The 21,045-nt window shown below is 44.3% G+C and carries 22 protein-coding genes and 1 riboswitch; of the genes, 18 read left to right on the top strand and 4 right to left on the bottom strand.

What is annotated here, in order from left to right; genetic code table 11:
• The 7 genes from AC1DLM_RS30620 to AC1DLM_RS30590 all read left to right on the top strand — a co-directional run.
• On the top strand, nt 1-929 hold a 929-nt coding region (locus AC1DLM_RS30620), incomplete at its 5' end, for a mannonate dehydratase (protein ID WP_477572087.1).
• Between the two features lies 1 nt (nt 930).
• A complete protein-coding gene (gene gucD / locus AC1DLM_RS30615) occupies nt 931-2,388 on the top strand; it encodes an alpha-ketoglutaric semialdehyde dehydrogenase GucD (protein ID WP_477572086.1) in 1,458 nt (485 codons plus the stop codon).
• 130 nt (nt 2,389-2,518) lie between these two features.
• Nucleotides 2,519-2,863 (top strand): ArsR/SmtB family transcription factor, encoded by a 345-nt coding sequence (locus AC1DLM_RS30610; RefSeq protein ID WP_477572085.1) that lies wholly within the window; start codon nt 2,519-2,521, stop codon nt 2,861-2,863.
• A gap of 66 nt (nt 2,864-2,929) precedes the next feature.
• Nucleotides 2,930-3,736, top strand: coding sequence for a metallophosphoesterase (locus AC1DLM_RS30605; RefSeq protein ID WP_477572088.1), 807 nt, complete (start codon nt 2,930-2,932; stop codon nt 3,734-3,736).
• 367 nt (nt 3,737-4,103) lie between these two features.
• A complete protein-coding gene (locus AC1DLM_RS30600; RefSeq protein WP_477572084.1) occupies nt 4,104-4,562 on the top strand; it encodes a GNAT family N-acetyltransferase in 459 nt (152 codons plus the stop codon).
• Nucleotides 4,563-4,598: 36 nt separating this feature from the next.
• Nucleotides 4,599-5,327 (top strand): (S)-benzoin forming benzil reductase, encoded by a 729-nt coding sequence (locus AC1DLM_RS30595; RefSeq protein WP_477572083.1) that lies wholly within the window; start codon nt 4,599-4,601, stop codon nt 5,325-5,327.
• Nucleotides 5,328-5,353: 26 nt separating this feature from the next.
• On the top strand, nt 5,354-5,914 hold the full coding sequence (locus AC1DLM_RS30590; protein WP_477572082.1) for a 5' nucleotidase, NT5C type: 561 nt from the start codon (nt 5,354-5,356) through the stop codon (nt 5,912-5,914).
• A gap of 62 nt (nt 5,915-5,976) precedes the next feature.
• Here the strand turns inward: AC1DLM_RS30590 and AC1DLM_RS30585 are convergent, their stop codons facing one another.
• Nucleotides 5,977-6,717 (bottom strand): SDR family NAD(P)-dependent oxidoreductase, encoded by a 741-nt coding sequence (locus AC1DLM_RS30585; protein ID WP_477572081.1) that lies wholly within the window; start codon nt 6,715-6,717, stop codon nt 5,977-5,979.
• A gap of 127 nt (nt 6,718-6,844) precedes the next feature.
• Here AC1DLM_RS30585 and AC1DLM_RS30580 point away from each other — a divergent pair, with 127 nt between their 5' ends.
• Both AC1DLM_RS30580 and AC1DLM_RS30575 read left to right on the top strand, forming a co-directional pair.
• Nucleotides 6,845-7,729 (top strand): LysR family transcriptional regulator, encoded by an 885-nt coding sequence (locus AC1DLM_RS30580; protein ID WP_477572080.1) that lies wholly within the window; start codon nt 6,845-6,847, stop codon nt 7,727-7,729.
• A 72-nt stretch (nt 7,730-7,801) separates the two neighbouring features.
• Complete coding sequence (locus AC1DLM_RS30575) at nt 7,802-8,080, top strand: hypothetical protein (protein WP_477572079.1); 279 nt, start codon at nt 7,802-7,804, stop codon at nt 8,078-8,080.
• A 38-nt stretch (nt 8,081-8,118) separates the two neighbouring features.
• On the opposite strand, the gene AC1DLM_RS30570 is transcribed toward AC1DLM_RS30575, so the two are convergent.
• From AC1DLM_RS30570 to AC1DLM_RS30560, 3 genes are all read right to left on the bottom strand, one after another.
• Entirely contained in the window at nt 8,119-9,465 is a 1,347-nt protein-coding gene (locus AC1DLM_RS30570; protein ID WP_477572078.1) for a UDP-glucose dehydrogenase family protein, read from the bottom strand.
• Nucleotides 9,466-9,478: 13 nt separating this feature from the next.
• Entirely contained in the window at nt 9,479-10,636 is a 1,158-nt protein-coding gene (locus AC1DLM_RS30565; protein ID WP_477572077.1) for a glycosyltransferase family 4 protein, read from the bottom strand.
• A gap of 478 nt (nt 10,637-11,114) precedes the next feature.
• Nucleotides 11,115-12,002 carry a LysR family transcriptional regulator gene (locus AC1DLM_RS30560; RefSeq protein ID WP_441992429.1) on the bottom strand — a complete coding sequence of 296 codons (888 nt, stop codon included), beginning with the start codon at nt 12,000-12,002 and terminating at the stop codon, nt 11,115-11,117.
• Between the two features lie 109 nt (nt 12,003-12,111).
• Here AC1DLM_RS30560 and AC1DLM_RS30555 point away from each other — a divergent pair, with 109 nt between their 5' ends.
• From AC1DLM_RS30555 to AC1DLM_RS30515, 9 genes are all read left to right on the top strand, one after another.
• Nucleotides 12,112-13,392, top strand: coding sequence for an adenylosuccinate synthase (locus AC1DLM_RS30555; protein WP_477572076.1), 1,281 nt, complete (start codon nt 12,112-12,114; stop codon nt 13,390-13,392).
• Between the two features lie 97 nt (nt 13,393-13,489).
• Nucleotides 13,490-13,942 carry a YoqH family protein gene (locus AC1DLM_RS30550; protein ID WP_477572075.1) on the top strand — a complete coding sequence of 151 codons (453 nt, stop codon included), beginning with the start codon at nt 13,490-13,492 and terminating at the stop codon, nt 13,940-13,942.
• 44 nt (nt 13,943-13,986) lie between these two features.
• The gene (locus AC1DLM_RS30545; protein ID WP_477572074.1) at nt 13,987-14,445 is read left to right on the top strand and encodes a RidA family protein; all 459 of its coding nucleotides are present in this window, start codon (nt 13,987-13,989) and stop codon (nt 14,443-14,445) included.
• Between the two features lie 190 nt (nt 14,446-14,635).
• Nucleotides 14,636-16,270 carry a hypothetical protein gene (locus AC1DLM_RS30540; protein WP_477572073.1) on the top strand — a complete coding sequence of 545 codons (1,635 nt, stop codon included), beginning with the start codon at nt 14,636-14,638 and terminating at the stop codon, nt 16,268-16,270.
• Between the two features lie 56 nt (nt 16,271-16,326).
• Nucleotides 16,327-16,404, top strand: a riboswitch (ZMP/ZTP riboswitch).
• Between the two features lie 56 nt (nt 16,405-16,460).
• Nucleotides 16,461-17,303 (top strand): bifunctional 5,10-methylenetetrahydrofolate dehydrogenase/5,10-methenyltetrahydrofolate cyclohydrolase, encoded by an 843-nt coding sequence (locus AC1DLM_RS30535; protein WP_477572072.1) that lies wholly within the window; start codon nt 16,461-16,463, stop codon nt 17,301-17,303.
• Between the two features lie 25 nt (nt 17,304-17,328).
• Nucleotides 17,329-17,853, top strand: a complete 525-nt coding sequence (locus AC1DLM_RS30530; protein ID WP_477572071.1) for a DUF6886 family protein — start codon at nt 17,329-17,331, stop codon at nt 17,851-17,853.
• Between the two features lie 49 nt (nt 17,854-17,902).
• On the top strand, nt 17,903-18,688 hold the full coding sequence (locus AC1DLM_RS30525; RefSeq protein ID WP_477572070.1) for a PhzF family phenazine biosynthesis protein: 786 nt from the start codon (nt 17,903-17,905) through the stop codon (nt 18,686-18,688).
• Between the two features lie 17 nt (nt 18,689-18,705).
• Nucleotides 18,706-19,911, top strand: coding sequence for a macrolide family glycosyltransferase (locus AC1DLM_RS30520; RefSeq protein WP_477572069.1), 1,206 nt, complete (start codon nt 18,706-18,708; stop codon nt 19,909-19,911).
• 172 nt (nt 19,912-20,083) lie between these two features.
• The coding region (locus AC1DLM_RS30515) for a leucine-rich repeat domain-containing protein (RefSeq protein ID WP_477572068.1) at nt 20,084-21,045 on the top strand (962 nt) is incomplete at its 3' end.

The raw sequence follows: 21,045 nt of genomic DNA, 5'->3' as shown, positions 1-21,045 counted from the left end.
GAGTTGATTGTATTGATTTTACGCAAGGCGGTTCTTTCCCAGGTGTTCGTGAGCAGGGATTTCCGGATCTTGATCAACTTTTACAGTTAAAACGTAGAGTTCGTTCACATGGGATGGAAATTAATCGGGTGACGCTGCCAGATATGTCGAGTAGTTTCATGTTGGAGGAGCCAGGCTCGGAGATCCAATTAGAGAACGTTTCCAATGCAATCAAAACCTTCGGAGAAGCTGGGATTACGCTCGTTCGTCAGCGTTTTGCAGGCGATGTATTTCCTTATATGGCAGAGGAATATACAGCCGTACACCGAGGCGGTGCGCTAGTACGCGGGGAGTCATTGAAACGCAATCTGGACAAACACCCGCCCACGGTGGAGGAGTTGAATGCTTGGTGGAAGCGATTTGATTTAGTTTTCGGGAAACTAGTTCCACTTGCGGAAGAGTATGAGATGAAATTAGCTGTACATCCTTCCGACACGCCGTATCATAACACACCATTTGGTGGACTTGGTTTGAATCGTGTCATCGATAGCTTCCCTAGTAGAAACGTTGGCCTCGTCTATTGTGTAGGTACACGGGGAGAAGCAGGCGGAACGCCGCTAGTTCTTGATGAAATTTATCAGTATGGACGCAAAAATAAAATCTTTCTTGTTCATTTCCGCAATGTGCGGGGGAGTCTGGCAACGGCTGGTGCATTCGAAGAGGCGATGTTGGATGATGGACATATGAATATGGCGAAAATATTGCTCGAACTCCATAAAGTTGGTTATAACGGCTGTATAAATCCAGATCATATCACCTCGCTCGAAATGGATCGTGCTCCCTATCTACGTGCAGAAAGCAAGATGAATTGGGTTGGCTGGGCGTACGCGATTGGTTATGTAAAAGCTCTTTTGGCGGCATTAACGGAGTTTAGAGGCGGGAGAGATTAACATGGGTGAAATGAAAACCTATCTGAACTATATCAATGGGGTGTGGCTGGCGTCTTCCAGCGTTGAGGTGGAGGGAAGTATTAATCCAGCGAATCGACATGAGATCGTGGGCTATGTGCAGAAATCGTCCAATGCAGATGTGAATGAAGCTGTTGTGGCAGCGACAGCAGCAAAGATGGCTTGGCGTAAATTATCCGGTTCAGCACGTGGCGATTATTTGTACAAAGTTGCAGATAAGCTTGAGCGGCGATTGGATAAAATTGCTGAAATGATGACGCGTGAAATGGGGAAAACGTTCCTTGAAGCCAAAGGGGAAACGGCAAGGGGCATCGCCATTCTGCGCTATTATGCAGGCGAGGGCATGCGGAAAATAGGTGATGTGATTCCATCTACGGACAGTGCGGCATTAATGTTTACGACACGCGTGCCCTTAGGCGTTGTTGGTGTGATTACACCGTGGAATTTCCCCGTAGCTATTCCGATTTGGAAAATCGCTCCAGCTTTAATCTTCGGTAATACTATTGTGTTCAAGCCTGCGCAGGAAACCGCCATTACGGCAGCTCTAGTCATGGAATGCTTCGAAGAAGCAGGAATTCCTGCAGGTGTAGTAAATATGGTAACTGGACAAGGCGATGTGATTGGTCAAGCGATCGCAGATCATCCGGACATCCACGGAATTACCTTTACAGGATCGGATCGTATTGGGAAAATGGTTGGTCAAAGCGCACTGGCGAAAGGTGCGAAGTATCAGCTGGAAATGGGCGGTAAAAACCCGATTATCGTGGTCAACGATGCAGATCTGGACCTCGCGGTTGAGGCAACGGTGAGTGGTGGCTTACGTTCAACGGGGCAGAAATGCACCGCTACCAGCCGTGTGATCGTACAAAGTGATGTGTACGAAGTTTTTAAAATGAAGCTGCTTCAGCGGATTAAGGAAATCCGTGTTGGGGATGGCATGGAGGCATCTACTTGGATGGGGCCATGTGCAAGTGAGAAGCAATATCATACGGTACTCACCTATATTGCCAAAGGGATCGAAGAAGGTGGAACCTTGCTCTGTGGCGGTGGTATAGTGCAAGATGAGGCGCTAGATGCAGGCTATTATATTGCGCCTACGGTATTTGAACATATTACGAGTTCGATGACCATCGCGCAGGAAGAGATTTTCGGACCTGTTCTTGCCCTGATTAAAGTGGATTCCTTCGAGGAAGCTATTCAGATTGCGAATGATGTGAAATTCGGACTTAGCGCGTCGATATTCACGCGAGACTTCTCGAAAATGCTAACCTTCATGCACGATATGGATGCGGGCCTTGTGCGCATCAACGCCGAAAGCGCGGGTGTGGAGCTGCAAGCCCCATTCGGCGGCATGAAAATGTCCAGCTCTGGCTCTCGGGAGCAAGGGCAGGMAGCTATTGAATTCTACACGGATATCAAAACTGTGTTTATAAAGTCTTGAATGAGAGCCAGTTGCTGCCGCAGCTGGCTTTTTCGTTAGGGGCAACTTGACAGTGTACCTTGTTGGAACTCATAATGATAAGACACCACTAGGTGTCACATTATAGCGTGAAGAGTCGGGAGAGGTGATTATGAACGAGAAGAATCCAGTACGAGATGTGTATGATGCGGTAGCCGATCCTACTCGGMGTAAGCTAATTCAGCTTTTAGCAGGAGTAGAAGAGTTACCTCTCCACGAGATCACGCAACATTTTGACATGGGGCGCACGGCGGTATCCAAACATTTGACGATTCTGAGAGAAGCGGGGCTCGTTACTGATCGTAAGGTTGGTCGCGAAACACGGTTTCGACTACAGCCTGCTCCATTAAGAGAGATCCAAGATTGGGTGGCCTTCTACGGGAAGTACTGGAATGATAACGGGGCGCGGCTGCAGCAACTCTTACAAGCCAACTTCGATGAAGATGAAAATGATTGATATAGGCATAAATGGACCGCGCTATTGGCAGGAATGTCTTTCATGAAGGGAGGTTAATGCGGTGTGATGGTGATAGCCGGTATCGTTGTCTTACTAGTGCTCGCAGCACTATTTATCGTATATAGCACCTATTGGGTGAAGTTTTCACATATTCAGTTGGGCGATCCAGCTAGCAACAATGTTACGGTTGTGCAAATTTCTGATTTGCATGGTCAAACCCATTTCATCAATGGCTCCCTGAGTAAAATGGTGAATCACGTTAACCCTGATCTTGTGATGATTACAGGTGATCTAGCATCGACGAAGGAGCAACTGGACAAAGTTCTGAAAGAATTTCGTCAAATTAAGTGCGATCAATTATTTTTTGTACCAGGTAATCATGAACGTTATGGGTTAGTCCAATCCCGATTTCAACTGAATTCAGATCAAGACTATGAGGCGATTCTTAGAACCATTGAGGACGCTGGTATTACTGTATTATCTAATCGTGAATTTCCTGTCGACTTCGGAGATAAGAAGTGGTTGATCTACGGTTTCGACAATTCCTTATACGGCAAGGAACGGCTGACAATGCATGTTGAAGATCTCCAAAGCTTTGACGTGATCATCATGTTAGCTCATTCTCCGAGTATTATTGAAACTTCCCTACAGCAGCACATTCCATTTGATTTATTGCTCGTCGGGCACACGCATGGGGGGCAGGTTAGGCTGTTCGGACATACGATTGGTGCGTATAAAAACTATCACGTTGGACTCAAACGTATCGATCAGCGAAAGCATTTCTATATTAATCGAGGTCTGGGAACCTCACGGTTGTTACCGATTCGCGTTGCGTGCTCGCCGGAGATTGCTGTTTTCAAAATTGGTTTGTAGAAGGTGAGGATGAGGCTGCCGCGGAATTTCGGGGTGGTCTGTTTTTTGCGTCTAGGACTACTCCCCATCAACCTTTAGTCCGAAATAGCCGAATTAATCTCACCGTCCGCGACAGTCTGACTCAATTAGTTCTACTTTGCCCATCTAAATCAACCCAAACAGCCACACGAAAGGAAAATGGGGAATTAGTTGGGTAATATCGGACTATTGGTACTATTCAACAAGGAATTCTCAGTTTAGTTCGGCAAAGTCGGACTAATGCAGCTTCTGGAGAAGGGCTGAAGTTATCCGCAGTTCATTTGGTGAAAAAAGGAAATGTTCGTTGTTCAGCGAATTTACTGGGATAACGAGAATGCGAGGTTACAAAATGGAAATGATACGGTTGGCTACATTGGATGATAGGGATAGACTCGTGCAAATGCGATGGGATTTCTCTGAGGAAGACAATAAGAGCGGTGCTAATTTTGCGGAGTTTCAATTAATATGCAGAGCGTTTTTAGTTAACGCATTGAACGGAAGTGACTGGAGAATATGGGTTGCGGAAGTGGATGGCGAGATCGTCTCGCATATGTATCTGCAATTGATTCACAAGGTGCCGAGACCTGGCAAATCGCCAGATCCGTATTTTGGTTATGTGACGAATGTGTACACTAGGCCAAGTTATAGAAGTAAGGGATTAGGAACCAAGATTCATCAAGCAATGGAACAATGGTCGAAAGAACATGAGGTCGAGTTTCTTATTTTATGGCCGAGTACGCATAGTGTTGATTTTTACGAAAGAAATGAGTTCGGTCGAAGTGAAGAAGCATTGGAAAAACATTGGTAATTATTGGTATTGCCACTATGAAGGGGGATGCATGGTATGAGTAAACACGTCTACATCATAACAGGAGCTTCAAGTGGGTTAGGAGCAGCACTCTCACGGCTGTTGTTATCGGAGGAAACGCTGGTATTGGGCCTATCACGGACGGTGAATAAGGAGATTCAACAGCTTGCGCAGGATTTAAAAGCTAACTATGCGTTCATAGCTGCAGACCTCACTCAGGTTGAACGTATAGAAGCTACCTTGCGGGAGATCATTGAGTCGATGGATTCATCCAAAGTTGAAACGATAACCCTAATTAACAATGCGGCAACTGTAACGCCAATTAAACCTATTGAAGCATGTTCGCCGGAAGAAATTATGTCATCCATTCAACTGAATCTGACAGCACCGATACTACTTGCTTCAAGCTTTATGAAGGAAACTGCAAACTGGACTGTAAAACGCGTGATTGTTAACATTTCATCAGGCTCGGGACAGTATCCTGCAAGCAGCATGAGTGTGTACTGCTCTTCAAAAGCTGCCTTGAACATGTTCACGAAATGTGTGGCGATGGAACAAAAGAAGGAAGTAAATCCGGTTCATATGCTGACAATTGACCCCGGAATGATGAATACGGGTATGCAACAAACTGCGCGAGAAACCAATTTCGAGTTATCGACCTATTTTAGAAAACAGAATGAAGAAGGTCATCTAGTGGAGCCAGAAACGGTTGCACGGAACATATTGCTTGAAATCGCTCGTCATAGAGATGGAACGATTGCTTAGAATTGTAAGAGKGGAAATGAAACGCGATGCATATTGGCATAGATTTGGATAACACGGTACTGGATGCTACCTCAGCTTATTTACATTGTTATAATAATGTTTCTGGGTTGGAACTAACCCATGACGATGTTAATGATTTTTATCTATATCGATTATATGGATGGGATAAAGCCAAACGGGATGAAGTGTATGATAGCTTCGGACATGATATACATTGGGGGTCATTACCTTTTCCTATGGCTGTAGAGGTATTGCAAGAATTATTCAAACAACACCAGATTACGATCGTGACAGCAAGGCCGCAACAATTTCAGAAAGTCACCATGGCATGGCTTGAGAAATATCTGATTGACTATCATCACATTTTGTTGGTTGAAGATAAGCTTCAAACCTGCATAAGTTACGGCGTTGATGTTCTGATTGATGATGCTCCCCACTATGCAGAGGAGTTTGCTGCGGCTCAGAAGCCCGTCATCTTATTTGAACAGCCGTATAATTTGAGCATAACGAATGATTATGTATACCAAGCTGCGAATTGGTTGGAGGTTAAGAAACAGATTGATCATTTAGGTTCGAAGTTCATTTGAATAGGATACATGAAACAACGTTCTCGTCAAATTGATGAAGAACGTTGTTTTTTATTTCTTGATTATAAGGTCTGACCACTATCAACAGTGATGATTTGTCCGGTCATGGCTTCCTGTTCCAGAGCTGCACAAATAAACTGGGCGATGTCTTCAGGCGTGGAAATCTGCTTAAGCAGCAGGTTAGGAGCTAGTTTCTGCATCTGTTCTTCTCTTCCAGCCCACCAACGTGTGGCCACTGCTCCTGGTGCGACACAGTTCACCCTAATATGGGGGGCTAGCGCTCTTGCTAAGGATTTGGTTAAGCCATGGACGGCCGACTTAGAAATGGCATAGGGAAGAGAAGAGCCAACACCGGTTAATCCTGCAATACTTCCAACATTGACGATCGCCCCTTGTCCACTTGTTTTCATCATTGGCGCAACGGCTCTAGCACAGTAAAACATCCCTTTCACATTCACGTCGAACAATTCATCCCAGATATCCTCGGTTACATCGTCAAGATCAGGTAGGGGAATATGGTGTGTAATACTTGCGTTATTGACTAATAAATTTACGTCTCCCAAAATATGTCCAATAATTCGTACCATCTCTATGACTTCGTTGTTATTGGAAACGTCTGCTTGTATGGCAATTGCACGACCGCCTTCTTCTATGATTCTTTGAGCTGTTTCTTCAGCATCTGCCTTTGAACGTGAATAGTTCACCGCAACCGCAGCCCCTCGCTTAGCTAATGCGAAACTGACCGCTCTTCCGATGCCTGTTCCGCCCCCTGTAACGAGTGCTACTTTATTAGTTAGTTCCATTCAAATTTCCTCCTTAATTGCTATTTGATTGCTATATGTTCATTGTAAAGGTAGTTTTAAGTTCTGTATAATTGAAGTTAATGAACATTTCATTCAAATAAATTGAATTACAGGAATGGAGATCAGTATGGATATTAAAACGCTAAAAACTTTACATATGATCGTGAAACATGGCAGTTTTCATCAAGCGGCAGTGGAGATGAACTATGCCCAATCTACCGTGACGATGCAAATTCAAAAGTTAGAAGCCGAATCAGGTATTCAACTTCTAGAACGCGGGAAGAAAATCCGATTAACGGAAGCAGGACGACTATTTTACGAGGAAAGTTTGGAGATTGTTAAAAGGTTGGAGAGGTTGCAAACGAATTTATCGGATCTACAATCGGGTGAAGTAGGGCATGTGAGAATCGGGTTGACAGAGCCAACGGCCAGTTATAGATTACCGCCATTTTTAAAAGAGTTCATGACGATACATCCGCGAATCCGTGTTTCACTTGAAATCGCTAGTACACCAACTTTGGTCGAGTCGTTGCTGCAAGATAAAATCGATTTCGCATGCTGTTCGGCACCAGAAATAGGAACCAATCTTTTTTTTCAGCCGCTGTTCTCGGAGAAATTTGTTGCTTTACTACCTGAGGATCATCCCCTTAGCCTGTTTGAGGATCTTGAACCGAGTCTATTCCTAGGTTATCGACTTTTGATAACGTCAGCAACGTGTCCATATCGTAAAAAACTGGAAATGATCCTTCAAGAGTTAGGGCATGTGGCGATAGATACGATGGAGATTGGCAGCATGTCTGCATTGAAGACCTATGTGGAAAATGGATTTGGCTTTGCGCTAGTGCCGGAGATTGTACTAGACCCGATGCCTCGTGGGACAAAGGCACTTCCAGTGAGTGGTGCATCCATTGATATGTTGACAGGGTTCATTTACAAATCCGCGCCTTTAAGTTATGCGAGTGGACAGTTGTTTCGATATTTGAAAGAAAAATTGAATACGTTTGATTCCTAAGATTTACAGAAAAGCATTCCGATGACTGCGCTTGAAGCTTGAACCACAGGAGTGCAATCGCGAGTACACACCGTGGGTGTTGAACAGCACGTGTTCACACAATCCGATATGCGAATCTGTCTCTATGTAGGTGAACAAGAAGGGGTAGGAAGGAAGACGTTACAGCAACACATGGTGTATGAAGATGAATCGTTCCAGCGGAGGATGCTGGTGCTGCGAAACGGAACTACGTTCCGTTATTTCGCGATAAAAAGGTGTTCGAATAAGCTAACGGAACGTGGTTCCGCTAATCTCCTGCTTTTAGGAGATTTAGGCCACGAATCGGCCCAACAGGGGAACCACGTTCCGTAATTTTTTTGATTTTGGGCTATTATCGGCGAATAGCTGATCTACGTTCCGTAACTATGGCGAAGAGTGATATCGCGCTCCGGAGCAAGCGTAGTTCGTTCCATCGGTCTTCCAACGGGAATATAGATCATGTTCTTCACCATCATTAACTGTGATATCGTCTCATCGGATAAGACATTGCGTCCATCAAGTAAGATGGGCTGGTGCATGAGCTGAACCATGAGAACCCAGTCCAATTCAGCGAATTGCGGCCATTCCGTCATGATGATGAGCGCATCAGCAGCTGCAGCTACCTCATAAGCTGTATCTTTTTGGATCACGCCTTCGATTGAGGTCGGCAGCACGACAGGATCATAAGTCTGCACCTCAATGCCATACAGGTAACAGAGTCGCAGCAAAGTGAGAAATGGTGCATCACGCATATCATTCGTATTCGGTTTGAAGGAAATACCCAGCACACCTAGTCGTTTGCCACGTGGATTTCCCCAAAGTGAGATCAACTTTTCCAACAACTGAGGAATTCGCTCCTCATTGATTTGAGCCGTTGCTTCGAGTAAGGGAAGCGAGCGTCCAATGGCTTTGCCGGAAGTCAGCAGAGATTGTAAATCTTTGGAAAAGCAGGATCCGCCATATCCAATGCCTTCTCGTAAAAAATGATGACCGATGCGTCGATCCGCACCAACGCCTTGCATAACTTGACGATTATCCGCGCCATATCCCTCGCAGACATCCGCTATCATATTGGCAAATGAAATTTTCATCGCTAAGAAGGCATTGGATGCGTATTTGATCAGCTCTGCACTGCGTCGATCACAGACTTGAATCGGGGCATTGATCCCTTTGTATAGTTGATGAAGAGCGGTCTTGGCTAGGTGCGAACGGCAACCGAAAACGATGCGATCCGGGTTCATAAAGTCGTTAATTGCACTGCCTTGACGAAGAAATTCGGGGTTGAAAACGACTTCCGAATGGAGCCCAGCAGCAAGTAAATTAGCCTCCAGCTCATCGCAGGTGCCCACAGGAACGGTGCTTTTCATAATGATAAACGGAGGGCAGACGCCACCAGCTTGCTTCAATTGAGCTATCACATCGTCAACTTGACTAAGATCGGGCTGACCATTCACGCCAGTTGGGGTTCCAACTGCAATCATAAGCGCATCAGCACCCCTGGATGCGTTTGCTACATCAGTGTCAAAAGATAAACTGCCTTCACTACGGCATGTTTCAAGCATCTCCTGCAGATCGGGTTCCCAAATGGCTAATTTATTCTCACGAAGGTCCTGAATGACATGTTTCCGATCGACCGCTGTGACGAAATGACCTAACTTTGCGAAGCAAACTGCGGCTACTAAACCGACATAACCCGTTCCAATAATCGTTAAACGCATGTGAAGTCCTCCTTCAAGCTGAATAGAAACCAGATTTCTTGCCGATACGGCGAAAATCTATAATCATTTCATAATCATGAAGCAATTGATCAAAGATAGCGTCCCACGAGCGACCAAGAGCAAATTCCCTAGCTTCAAAACGAAACTTCGCCAAGCGGTCACTGTCATCGACCAAAGAAATGATTTCTTGGACAAAAGATTGCGGCTGACGCGGAGCACATAACACGCCATTTTCCCCAGAGCTCACCATTTCTCGTACACCACCGCTATTGGCAGCAACGACAGGAAGTCCGGATGCCATGGCCTCTTGAACGACATTTCCAAACGTTTCCGTACTCGAAGGAAAGACGAAGAGATCGGCGGAAGCATATATTTGAGCGAGCTCTTCGCCACTTTTATATCCAGCGAATGTGACATTTGAAGGGGCTGACTCACGCAGTTCTTGTAACTGTGGACCATCTCCGACAATGAGCCAATGAACTTGCGCTTTTACGGAATCTGGCAACAATTTCATAATCGAGGATAGGGTATCTATATCTTTTTCAGGAGCGATGCGACCTACATAAAGCAGGAGATAAGGAGCTGTAATTCCATATCTTTCGCGAACGTCCATGCTCTTCTTTTCAGGTGTGTATAAGGAGCAGTCTACGCCTCGTGACCACAGCAGCAAGCGATCCATACCTTGTTCTTGTAGCGTGTCTAAGGTATCTCGAGAGGGAGCGAAAGTCGCATCACRGGAGTGGTGAAACCATTTCATATAACTCCAATAGAGGGGAATTGCAGCTTTCATATGGTAATAAGTCAAATAGCGATCGAAGTGAGTATGATAAGAGGCGACATGTGAGATGCGGTGTTTGCGAGCGTAGTGCAGACCACATAATCCAAGGTTGAAAGGGGTTGCTAAGTGGAGCAAATCAGGTTGAAAGCGGTCGAGCTCTGTACGGATAGCAGCTAGGTTCGGTAAAGCTAGACGACATTCGGGATACAGAAAAAAAGGAATGCTCGTTACAGGACGAACGGGATCTGAATAGACCATATCAGCCGTACTTTTTGGCGAAAAAACAAGATGCTCAATGCCCCTTCGATTCAAATAATCGGTGAAACGTCCAAGTGTGAGTGCAACGCCGTTCATTTGAGGAACGAAAGTGTCGGTAAACAACGCAAGACGCATATGAATCCCTCCTGTAGTTCCAAGTTTAACTTCAGCGTAGCAGGGGATTGTTCGGGGAATGTCAATGCAATATGAAAGTCATATTATAATTTCGCGTATGGCATATGGTGATCTGAAGATCATATACTGTTCGCTTGAATTCTCCTTAGCAATTTTGATAAAAGATGAGAAGTCATTAAACGCGACACAGAATCCTTTTGTTCTCATGCCCATCTTGTTGTTGATCTGGGGCTCATTCCAGCCGTTGAAGCGTCCATGTTAATACCACCTTAATCAAATAGATGGAAAACCTCCCGTTAATTTCAGCAGAATTAGGCTATTGCGCACTTTAGATGGATTTACTACAGCTAATTTTGCCATATTCGACGATTTCGATAGTATTATGGCGAATTAGCTACAGGAAATCCATTTATTTGTGAATTTCGCCAGGAAGGGATGAAATTAACTACATGAAATCCATTTATTTGCCTAGAGTGAATCAATTCGGAGCAGGCAACATGGCCAGAAATGACTTCGATGCCGCCGAAAGGGGAACTCCGCGAAGTGTGGCTATCCCTATTTGACGCGCAGGGGGTGGAGAAGCTAGCGGAATTTCGATTAGATCGCCAACAGCGAGTTCATCCGCTACATAACTGCCGATGACGAATGCAAGGCCAAAGCCTCGTTTAGCGAACTGGACCAGGAGATCGATACTACCCAGCTCGAACTCGGGTGTGAGAGTTACGCCTTCAGAGGCGGCATAGTCATCGAGATAGCGCCGTGTGCTTGCTCCATTTTCCAATAATAATAAGGGATAATTGTGTAAATCTCCTAGTGATAACGGAGTTCCTGCAAGATGCGCATAGGGTTTTCCGCCAACAAGGCAGTCTTGAATCGCAGAACTCTCGCGAAAGTCTATTTGTTTGTCCGAAGCGGGAAGGCTGACGATGCCAAAGTCGATTTTACCCTCCTTAAGAAGTGTGATGGTTTCAGGTGTTGTACGGTTCGTAACGCGGATTCGCACGCCAGGAAATTGCTCGTGAAAAGCCTCTAGATACGGCAAAAGATAATACTTGCACAACGTATCGCTCGCTCCAATATTGATCTCCCCGCTATGTAAGCTATGCATGTCTGCGATGGCTTTTTCACCAATTTTCATAAATTGAAATGCCTGCTCGACGTACCGAAATAGCACTTCACCTTCAACCGTTAGCGTGACACCTTTGGCCGTACGAAAAAAGAGTTGCCCACCGAGCGCTGCTTCCAATTGCTTGATCGTATGACTCACCGCGGGTTGTGTAATATGCAGTACTTCTGCCGCCTTCGATAAGCTTCCCGTTTGGGTTGTCCAATAAAAGACACGGTACCACTCCAAATTAACATCCATTCACATAACCTCACTTTATATCTGGTATAACTTATATCAATTATTCTAATGTCATTAGGGCAATTATAATAAGCTTTGTCAGGCAAAACAAGTGTAGGAGGCGTTCGATGTGACTGTAACTGCGATAGTTGGTGCGAATTGGGGAGACGAAGGCAAGGGGAAGATGACGGATGTCCTAGCGGCGCAATCATCTTATGTTGTGCGATACCAAGGAGGGAGCAATGCAGGTCATACGATCATTAATGATTATGGGAAATTTGCACTGCGGATGCTGCCTTCAGGTGTGTTTTATTCCCATGTGACGAATGTAATAGGGCCGGGAACGGCACTTGATATCGATATCATGCTAGGTGAATTAGAAGAACTTGAAGCAAGAGGTGTTCCTAAGCCGAAGTTGTTCATCTCGGAGCGAGCACAGGTCGTTTTGTCTGTACATCGACTTTTCGACGAACTCGAAGAAGAGCGACTTGGCGAACGTAGTTATGGATCAACGAAGCGTGGGATTGCGCCATTTTACGCGGATAAATATGCAAAACTCGGCATTCAAGTTGCTGATTTATTTCATGAATCTCGCTTGAAAGAACGACTCGAACATATGCTTACAGCGAAAAATGTGCTACTCCAACATCTATATGGACGTGCAGCCATCAAGTCGGATGAACTGTTGACACAGCTGTTGAGCCAGGCTGAGCGAATAGCGCCTTATGTGTGTGATACAACAACGCTGCTTCAAAATGCCAATGCAAATGGAGACCTCATCGTGGTGGAAGGCCAACTAGGTGCTTTAAGGGATCCGGACCATGGGATTTATCCGTACTCAACATCGTCTTCGACGCTTGCAGGTTTTGCCTCTGTTGGTGCTGGGCTGCCAGCTAGATCTATCTCAGAGGTCATCGCGGTAGTCAAGGCTTACTCGAGCTGCGTTGGTGCTGGCCCTTTCGTTTCAGAACTTGCGGGCAGCGAAGCTGAGGAATTACGTCGTCGCGGAGGCGATGCCGGTGAATATGGTGTGAACACGAAGCGTCCGAGACGCATGGGCTGGTTCGATGTCGTTGCAACCAAGTATGGCTGCATGATTCAGGGGGCGACAAGTGTCGCATTAACAAATCTGGATGTACTAGGTTACTTGGATGAAATTCCAGTCTGTGTCGGTTATGAATTGGCGGATGGTACCATTGTTGATCGCTTTCCAGTCAATGCATGGATGGATGCGGCTAAGCCTGTTCTGTCGCGATTACCAGGTTGGGAATGTGACATCTCTCAGGTAAAACGGATGGAAGACCTTCCAGAAGAGGCAAAGAACTACATTCAATTCGTCGAATCCGCCATCGGTGTGAAGATTTCTACGGTTTCTGTGGGACCTAGACGCGAGCAAGTGATTCAGCGATAATTTCAGCAAGTATACTTTTGGCCGCCGAGAGGTGGCTCTCTCATAAATCGCGAAACAATGGGAAAAATAACCACCAAACATGTTTCGGAGGGGATTTATGAAGAAGATGATGGTGGTTGTGTGGATGGTCGGGAGTGTCTTGGTTCATCCCGTTCAAAGTGATGCTGAAGTACTGATGCCATGTAGTGCCGTTCTTGAATCTGTCGTTGCGGATCATGTGAATGCCAAGGGAGCAGCGCTCGTTTACAAAGTGAAGCTAACACCAAGTTTTCCACGAACAAGTATTAGCATCCATGCGAATCATTTACCAGTGCCGTCTGCAGCGGGTGATTATGATGGGTACGAAGGGTTTGCTTATATTCCAAATGAGATCAGCTGGCGTTTCAAACTGTTCCCAACCCCTGAAGAAGGCGGTCCGACGTGGGCTGGTAGGATTGACGATATAACGGCTGATGTAACGAATAGTACGATGGAGGTTCGTTTATCGAATTCCAAAACGGGGAAGTTAGGGCCTGTGATTGTAAGGAATACGATGAATGCTTGTAAGTAATGGAAGGGTAAACGAAGAATAGATTCATTTAGGAGGACTTTACCATGCCGGAACATACCATTGAACAAAGATTAGAGTCACTTGGAATCACGCTTCCTAAGGCAAGTGAACCCTCAGCGAAATATGTGAATGTTGTGAAAGTGAACGGATTACTATATGTTTCTGGCAAGGGTCCATCCGGCAGTCCTAAAGGGAAATTGGGACAGGCGTACACAACACAAGAAGGTTATCATTTTGCTAGATTAACTGGTATCGAGATTCTTGCTGTTCTGCAATCTGCCTTAGGTTCTCTGGAGCAGATTAAACAAGTTGTCAAACTGCAAGGATTCGTGAATGCTGTTCCTGAATTTGAAGAGCATCATTTGGTGCTCAATGGATGTTCAGATCTGATGCTGGATGTGTTCGGTGAAAAGGGGAAATCTGCCCGATCGGTCTTCGGCGCAGTTTCACTTAGAGATAACCTGCCGATTATTGTGGATTCTATTTTTGAAATAACGGATTGAGAATTCGAATACCTTACTATGAATGAGCGGGCGGTCCCATGATAAATCATGGATCGTACCGCTCTAATTTATTTAGTGAAGCATAATGGTGGAATCAATGATATCATTGGGATAAGCAGTTATTGACCATTGGAAAATTAAATGAACCATCTCTATTTATTTTTCAAATAAAGTTTGGAGGTATTAAGAATTGAAAAAAGCAAGATGGAAGCTACTTACTTATGTACCTTTTCTAGCAGTTATCGTCATCATCGGCATCATTCAGTCTTTCATGTTAGCTAATGAAAATGTGAAGCCATATCCAGAACCATTCGGGCGCGCAACGGAATTACCACAGTTGGCCACCTATGGTGAACCTGTACAAATGCTTGATGATGGCAGTTTCACCTATTTGACAGGGAAAACAATAGAAATCGTTACGATTGATGAAGAGGGTCGTTATCGTACGGAGAGTCGTCTTTTACCAGATGTTAGCGGTGTCCATGACTATAAGATGATAGATAAGGATCATGTGATTTGGATCGGGGACGGCAATAAACTGTATGCGAGTGAATGGAAGAGTGGTTCATGGAGTTCGAAGAACACACTCTTGGAGAACGAGATCGAAAGTGTGCAAACAGTGGTTGGCCCCAAAGGGAATAGCGTTATGCTCGCATACAATGATTCAACGCTGTATGTCAGTGAATTTCATCCGAATGCCAAGCTTACATGGACGAAACTTGATATAGCGAATGTGAAACAAATTCACGGTGTATGGGATACCTCTGGGGGCAGCCTATCTCTTGTTTACGCCGTCAATAAAGAGGGCAGCGAATCCTTTCACTACGTGAAACTAGCAGAGTCATCCTGGAAGCCGCTTGTGCAGATGAAACTGAAGGACGTGGATTATGCAACGAGCAGCTTAGATGATATGGCGTTAGGTTTGGATGGTTCTCAATTTATTGCCGCGTATACAACGAGCTCACGCAAATCAGGTAAAAGCACCTTACATATGCTCACTTTCCCAGCGAATCAACCGGATAAGATATATGATGAAGTCCTTAATCTTCCTGTCACTAAGGGAAACGATTCCGATACCATTTTGCATCCTACATTTACGCAGCCATCTACTGGTGAAAAAACGCTTGTCGTTTCGTCCGTGTATGAGAAAAATAGGCGTCAAACGAGTCAAGAGGTGTACAAGATTAGCTTTCAGGCTGGTAAAATGTTGAATGCTACACGGATCAGCCAATTCGGCGGTTTTGCCGTATATCCGATGATTGCTTCGAACAAGGGGAGTTCACTAGCCATATGGCTCGATGCTGTAAACGCTGAGACATATCGGGTCTACTATGCCACTGATCAGCTTCCTTATGCGGAGCGAATGAACAGGATTCATGCAGAGGACTTCCAACAAGCTGCTGGGAATTTACCACTATTTTGGGGGATTGGCGTACTAACGGCACTAATTAGCTTAAAATGGATTCTATTGCCTGGCCTTTATTTAATCGTGATCAGTGTATTTTGGCAATATCATTATGACGAGCATTCGAAGCGGCACTTTGGCATATCTATGGCGATGTATCTCATTGTCAAAGCGTTATTTATTGGCGATTACCGGAAACCGATTGCGCTGCAGGTGATGCCGGATTTCTTGCAATCGGTATGGGTTAGCTTGATTTTACTTGTTCTGTTTGCAGCAATTTCTTATTGGTTAACCAGCTTATGGAGAAAAGGTTTGGCCGAACGAAATGTTGGACTTGAAATGTTTTACTTCGTAGTTCTTGATGTCTTCATGACGAATATGTGGTATTCGTTCTTTATGTCACCTGCAACTTTGTCATGATGTTCGTGCAAAGCAATTGAAAATATTGGCATACATTGCTATGATAGAGGAACTAATAAACGATGTGTGACTGGCGGAGCATGGGGAACCATGAGGGAGCATACCGATAACGGCCGTACGCCTGGGCAAGAGGTAAGGGGAAATCCCCTTACCTCTTTATGTTTGAACCTAACTTGAGAGGAATGATAAGATGAGCGCGGAAACCGTAATCTTGGATGGTAATCGAGTGGCAACAGACATGAAAGAGGCGCTGAAAAGTAGAATTAATCAATTAGCTGGGAAGGGGATCATTCCTTGCTTGGCTACGATTCTGGTCGGTGGTGATCCATCGTCAGCTACTTATGTGAAAATGAAAGGAAATGCATGTAAACGACTTGGTATCAGGTCGATTCGTATTGAACTTCCCGAGCATACTTCGACAGCAGATTTGATTGCTGAAATTCAGAAACTGAATGTTGACCCAAGTGTCCATGGGATTTTATTGCAACACCCAGTACCTCATCATATTGACGAAAGGGCTGCCTTTGAAGCGATTGGTATCGGGAAAGATGTAGATGGTGTCACGACGCTCKGGTTTGCTCAAAATGCTTTCGGCTTTGCCGATTTTCCATCTTGTACACCTGCGGCGATTCTTGCTATTATGGATTATTATCGCATTTCAATGGAAGGCAAGCACGCTGTTGTTATAGGGCGAAGCCCCATTCTCGGAAAACCTGTTTCCCTGATGTTACTCAATCGGAATGCAACAGTAACGATATGCCATTCAAAGACGACGAATTTAGTAGAGATGGTACAGTTAGCTGATATTGTGGTAGCGGCAGTTGGGAAACCGAAATTTGTGCAAGGGGATTGGATTAAACAAGGGGCCGTCGTGTTGGATGCGGGGTATAACGAAGGCAACATTGGGGATGTTGATTATGAGGCTTGTAAGGAAAGAGCATCCGCAATTACCCCTGTTCMTGCAGGAGTAGGACCTGTCACGATAGCCACCTTGTTGAAACACACCGTCGATGCAGCAGAAAAGTTAGTGTAGTTGAGGTTGAAAAAGGGGGAGTTAGATGAAATTGTTTCACGTCAGTGAAGAAAAAGATATTTCTATTTTCAATCCTAGACTGCCTTCAAGAAAAGATCTGGACCCAACCAAAGGCCTAGTATGGGCGATTAATGAGAAATGTTTCCCCAATTTCCTAACGCCTCGGAACTGTCCGAGAGTTACTTTTTATGCCAATGAGGCAACTACGGAGGAAGATAAAAAGAACTATTTGTCTTCACATGCAATGAGTCACGTCGTAGCGATTGAGCATAAATGGTTTGAAATCATGAAGAACACAACGTTATATGTCTATGAATTTGATTCATCAGATTTCTATGAGCGAGATCTTGGAGCGGGTTACTATGTGAGTGAGAAATCACAAGTTCCCATACGTCGATTTGAAATAAAGGATCTATTCGGTGAGCTTTTTAAAAGAAATATTGAAGTACGGCTCCTAGCAAATTTATGGGATCTATCGGATAAAATACAGCAATCGAGTTTTCAGTATTCGATGTGTCGGATGGGCTTTGCTGAGCAGAGGACATCTTGAATTCGGAGCAGATTTTCAAAAGACGAAAAAGAAGAAAGGTGGGATTATTTTGGCTTTGACAATCTATGTTGTGGATGCTTTCACGGATCAAGTATTCAAGGGAAATCCGGCTGCAGTTTGTTTAACTTCTGAACCTCTTGATGAAGAGTTGATGCAACGAATTGCTTCAGAAATGAATTTGTCAGAAACAGCTTTTTTGTTTCCTCAGCAAGACGGGTATTCGCTTAGATGGTTTACACCTAATTCTGAGGTGGATTTGTGCGGACACGCTACATTGGCTAGCGCGCATATGTTGTGGGCAACGGGCATTTTACCACTGAACCAACAAGCAAGTTTCTTTACCAGAAGTGGGCTATTAACTGCAATAAAGCAAGATGCTTGGATTCAACTTAATTTTCCGTCAGAACCAGTGAGCACATGTGGATATCCTTCCGAATTGGTGGATGCACTTCAAATTGATCCTCTATATGTTGGACGGAATAGATTCGATTACTTCATTGAAGTTGAATCTGAAGACATCATTAAGCGTCTAAGTCCTAATTACTCTTTGTTGCGGACGATTCAAACAAGAGGGATCAATGTGACAAGTCGGTCGAAAGATTATGACTTTGTTTCGAGATGTTTTTTCCCAGCAGTCGGTGTAGATGAGGATCCCGTAACCGGTTCTTCACATTGTGGTCTTGCGCCATATTGGGGCAAAAAATTAAATAAAACGGATATGTATGCGTATCAGGCATCCGCAAGAGGCGGTATACTAAAAATTAGTTTACATGAAAACAGAGTTCTACTTTCAGGCCAAGCAGTAATGGTTATGAGGAGCGAGTTGTTCATCTAGCATAAGGAGAGGTAGAAATGGCGCGCATTTTATTTATAAATGGTGGATCAGAGGGACATATCAATCCCACGATCGGAGTCGTGCAGGAGCTGATTTCCCGTGGCGATGAGGTCGTGTACTTTTGCATAGAAGCATTTAGAGAGCGAATTGAAAAGACGGGGGCTACCGTACGAACATTTGACGACCAAAAGTTTATAAAAGCTTTCATCTCAGGTGGAAGAAACTACTTGTTGGAGAGAGTTAACGGATTATTACTTACTGCAGACATTGTTATACCTAGCGTGCTCGAACAGATCAAAGATGAGAAATTTGATTATATCATCCATGATTCCATGTTCGGGTGTGGACGTATACTTGGTCAGCTGCTTAAGCTTCCTGCAATTAATTCTTGTACGTCTTTTGCTCAGTCCAAAGAATCCATTGATCAGGAGTTGGAACATTTTTTAAATAACTTCCCTTCTGAAATTGTTCAGCCTATTTATGAGCAATTTCAAAACCTGACGATGATGGTGAAGGAAAAATATGATGTAGAGATCCATTCTCCTTATGAAGTATTATGTAATCCTGCAACGCTTACAATCGTGTATACCACGAGGGAGTTTCAACCGAATGGAGATTCGTTCGATCAGTCCTATCGATTCTTAGGGCCATCGATTTCAACGCGGTTACGCTCAGAAAGCAATGATTTTGAAGGAATCCAAGTTAAAAAACCTATTTATATTTCTTTGGGAACCGTATTTAACCKATCCATTGATTTCTATAAACTATGTATAGCGGCATTGGGGAATACGGAACATACCATTGTCATGTCAATTGGGAAAAACGTTCAAATATCTGACATTGGCGAAATTCCACCTAACTTTACTGTGAAACCCTATGTTCCACAAACCGAATTGCTGCCCAACACGAAGTTATTTATCACACATGGTGGTATGAATAGTACGCATGAAGGGCTCTATTACGGAGTTCCACTCCTTGTCATCCCACAAAGCGCTGATCAACCGATGATTGCTAAGCAAGTCGAAAGTATCGGAGCAGGTGTGACCTTGCAAATGCAAACTTTGAGTGCTGAACGACTAAGGGAAGCTGTGGATCAGGTGTTAAGTGACTCCTCATTTTTGACAGCTGTTGCAAAAATAAGCGAATCTTTTCGAGAATCAGGTGGGTATCGCCAKGCGGTTGATGAGATTTTTAAGTTTAAAAGGGAGTATGGGATTAAGTAGAATGAAGACCCTCAGCATGAAGCTGGGGGTCTATTTATTTTCTCCCAAAAATAGATTCCTAATTATGGTAAAATATGTAGTGAGTTTGTTTTAAGTTGCTGGAAGGAACAAATAGTCATAATCCCTGATTGTGTTGGCGTAATTACTACGATTTGAAATGGAGATTCAACTAATGAGAATGCATACAGATCCCAAAGGAGATGCCTACGCGCAAGTCATTGATTTAGCGATACGAAACTCGGAATGTTTTGTGCTTAGCGAAAGACTATGGCATCTTGCAGATGGGGAGCAGAAGCAATACACAAGCGTGTTAGTAGCGTTAGAGCCTTACTTGGTGAAAACAATCATCATCCAAGGCGAGAATATCGAAGATGTTATCCAAATTAAAAAAGAATATCGCAGTCATGCTTTTTATACCGCAGGATCTTATTATTTGTATAGATGTTGTAAAGAAAGCKGGTATCTACTGAAACAGATGGCAAATCAGTTGTCGGATTGGATATTCCCTAAACTTCCAGAAGACTTATGTTTCTTGAAAGAAGGTGGTGGAGACTACCTTTACTCAATTGTCCATGAAGATGAGTATGGGATGGACGTTACTGAGGAAGAAGCAATGGGATTGATGGATCAAATGACAGGACTTTTTCTAAGAGTAGAGGCTCACAAGGACTTTGATCGTCTACTAGACGATGCCATTAAACATAAAACGGATAGGCTGTATATTAGCCGTCATCATTTAACGGAGTTGCCTGAGAGAATTCGGGAGCTTTCGGAGCTGCGGGAGCTAGTCATTTTTGAACAAGATCTTTACAACTTACCGGAGGGGTTGTTTGAGTTAAGTAAACTTGAAGGCTTGACAATCCAAACAGCTGATTTGGCGTATATTCCAGCATCCATCGCGAAGTTGAAGAACCTAAGAGTACTTTGCATCCAATGCGGAAGCTTTGATCGACCGACTCCGGGATATCAGATAAAGCCGAAGGAAGAAATCAGTCTAAAGGCATTACCAGCAGAAATTGGAGAGCTTGAGAAACTGGAACAGTTAACGATACAATATACCTCGATTCGTGAATTGCCGATCGAAATGATGAAGCTGAAGAAGCTGCGATTATTAAACGTTGGCATGTGTATGAT

The organism is Paenibacillus sp. 01T442 (assembly GCF_056398345.1).
Note: the sequence above shows the minus strand (reverse complement) of the source record. Positions and strands in the feature narration are given on the sequence as shown.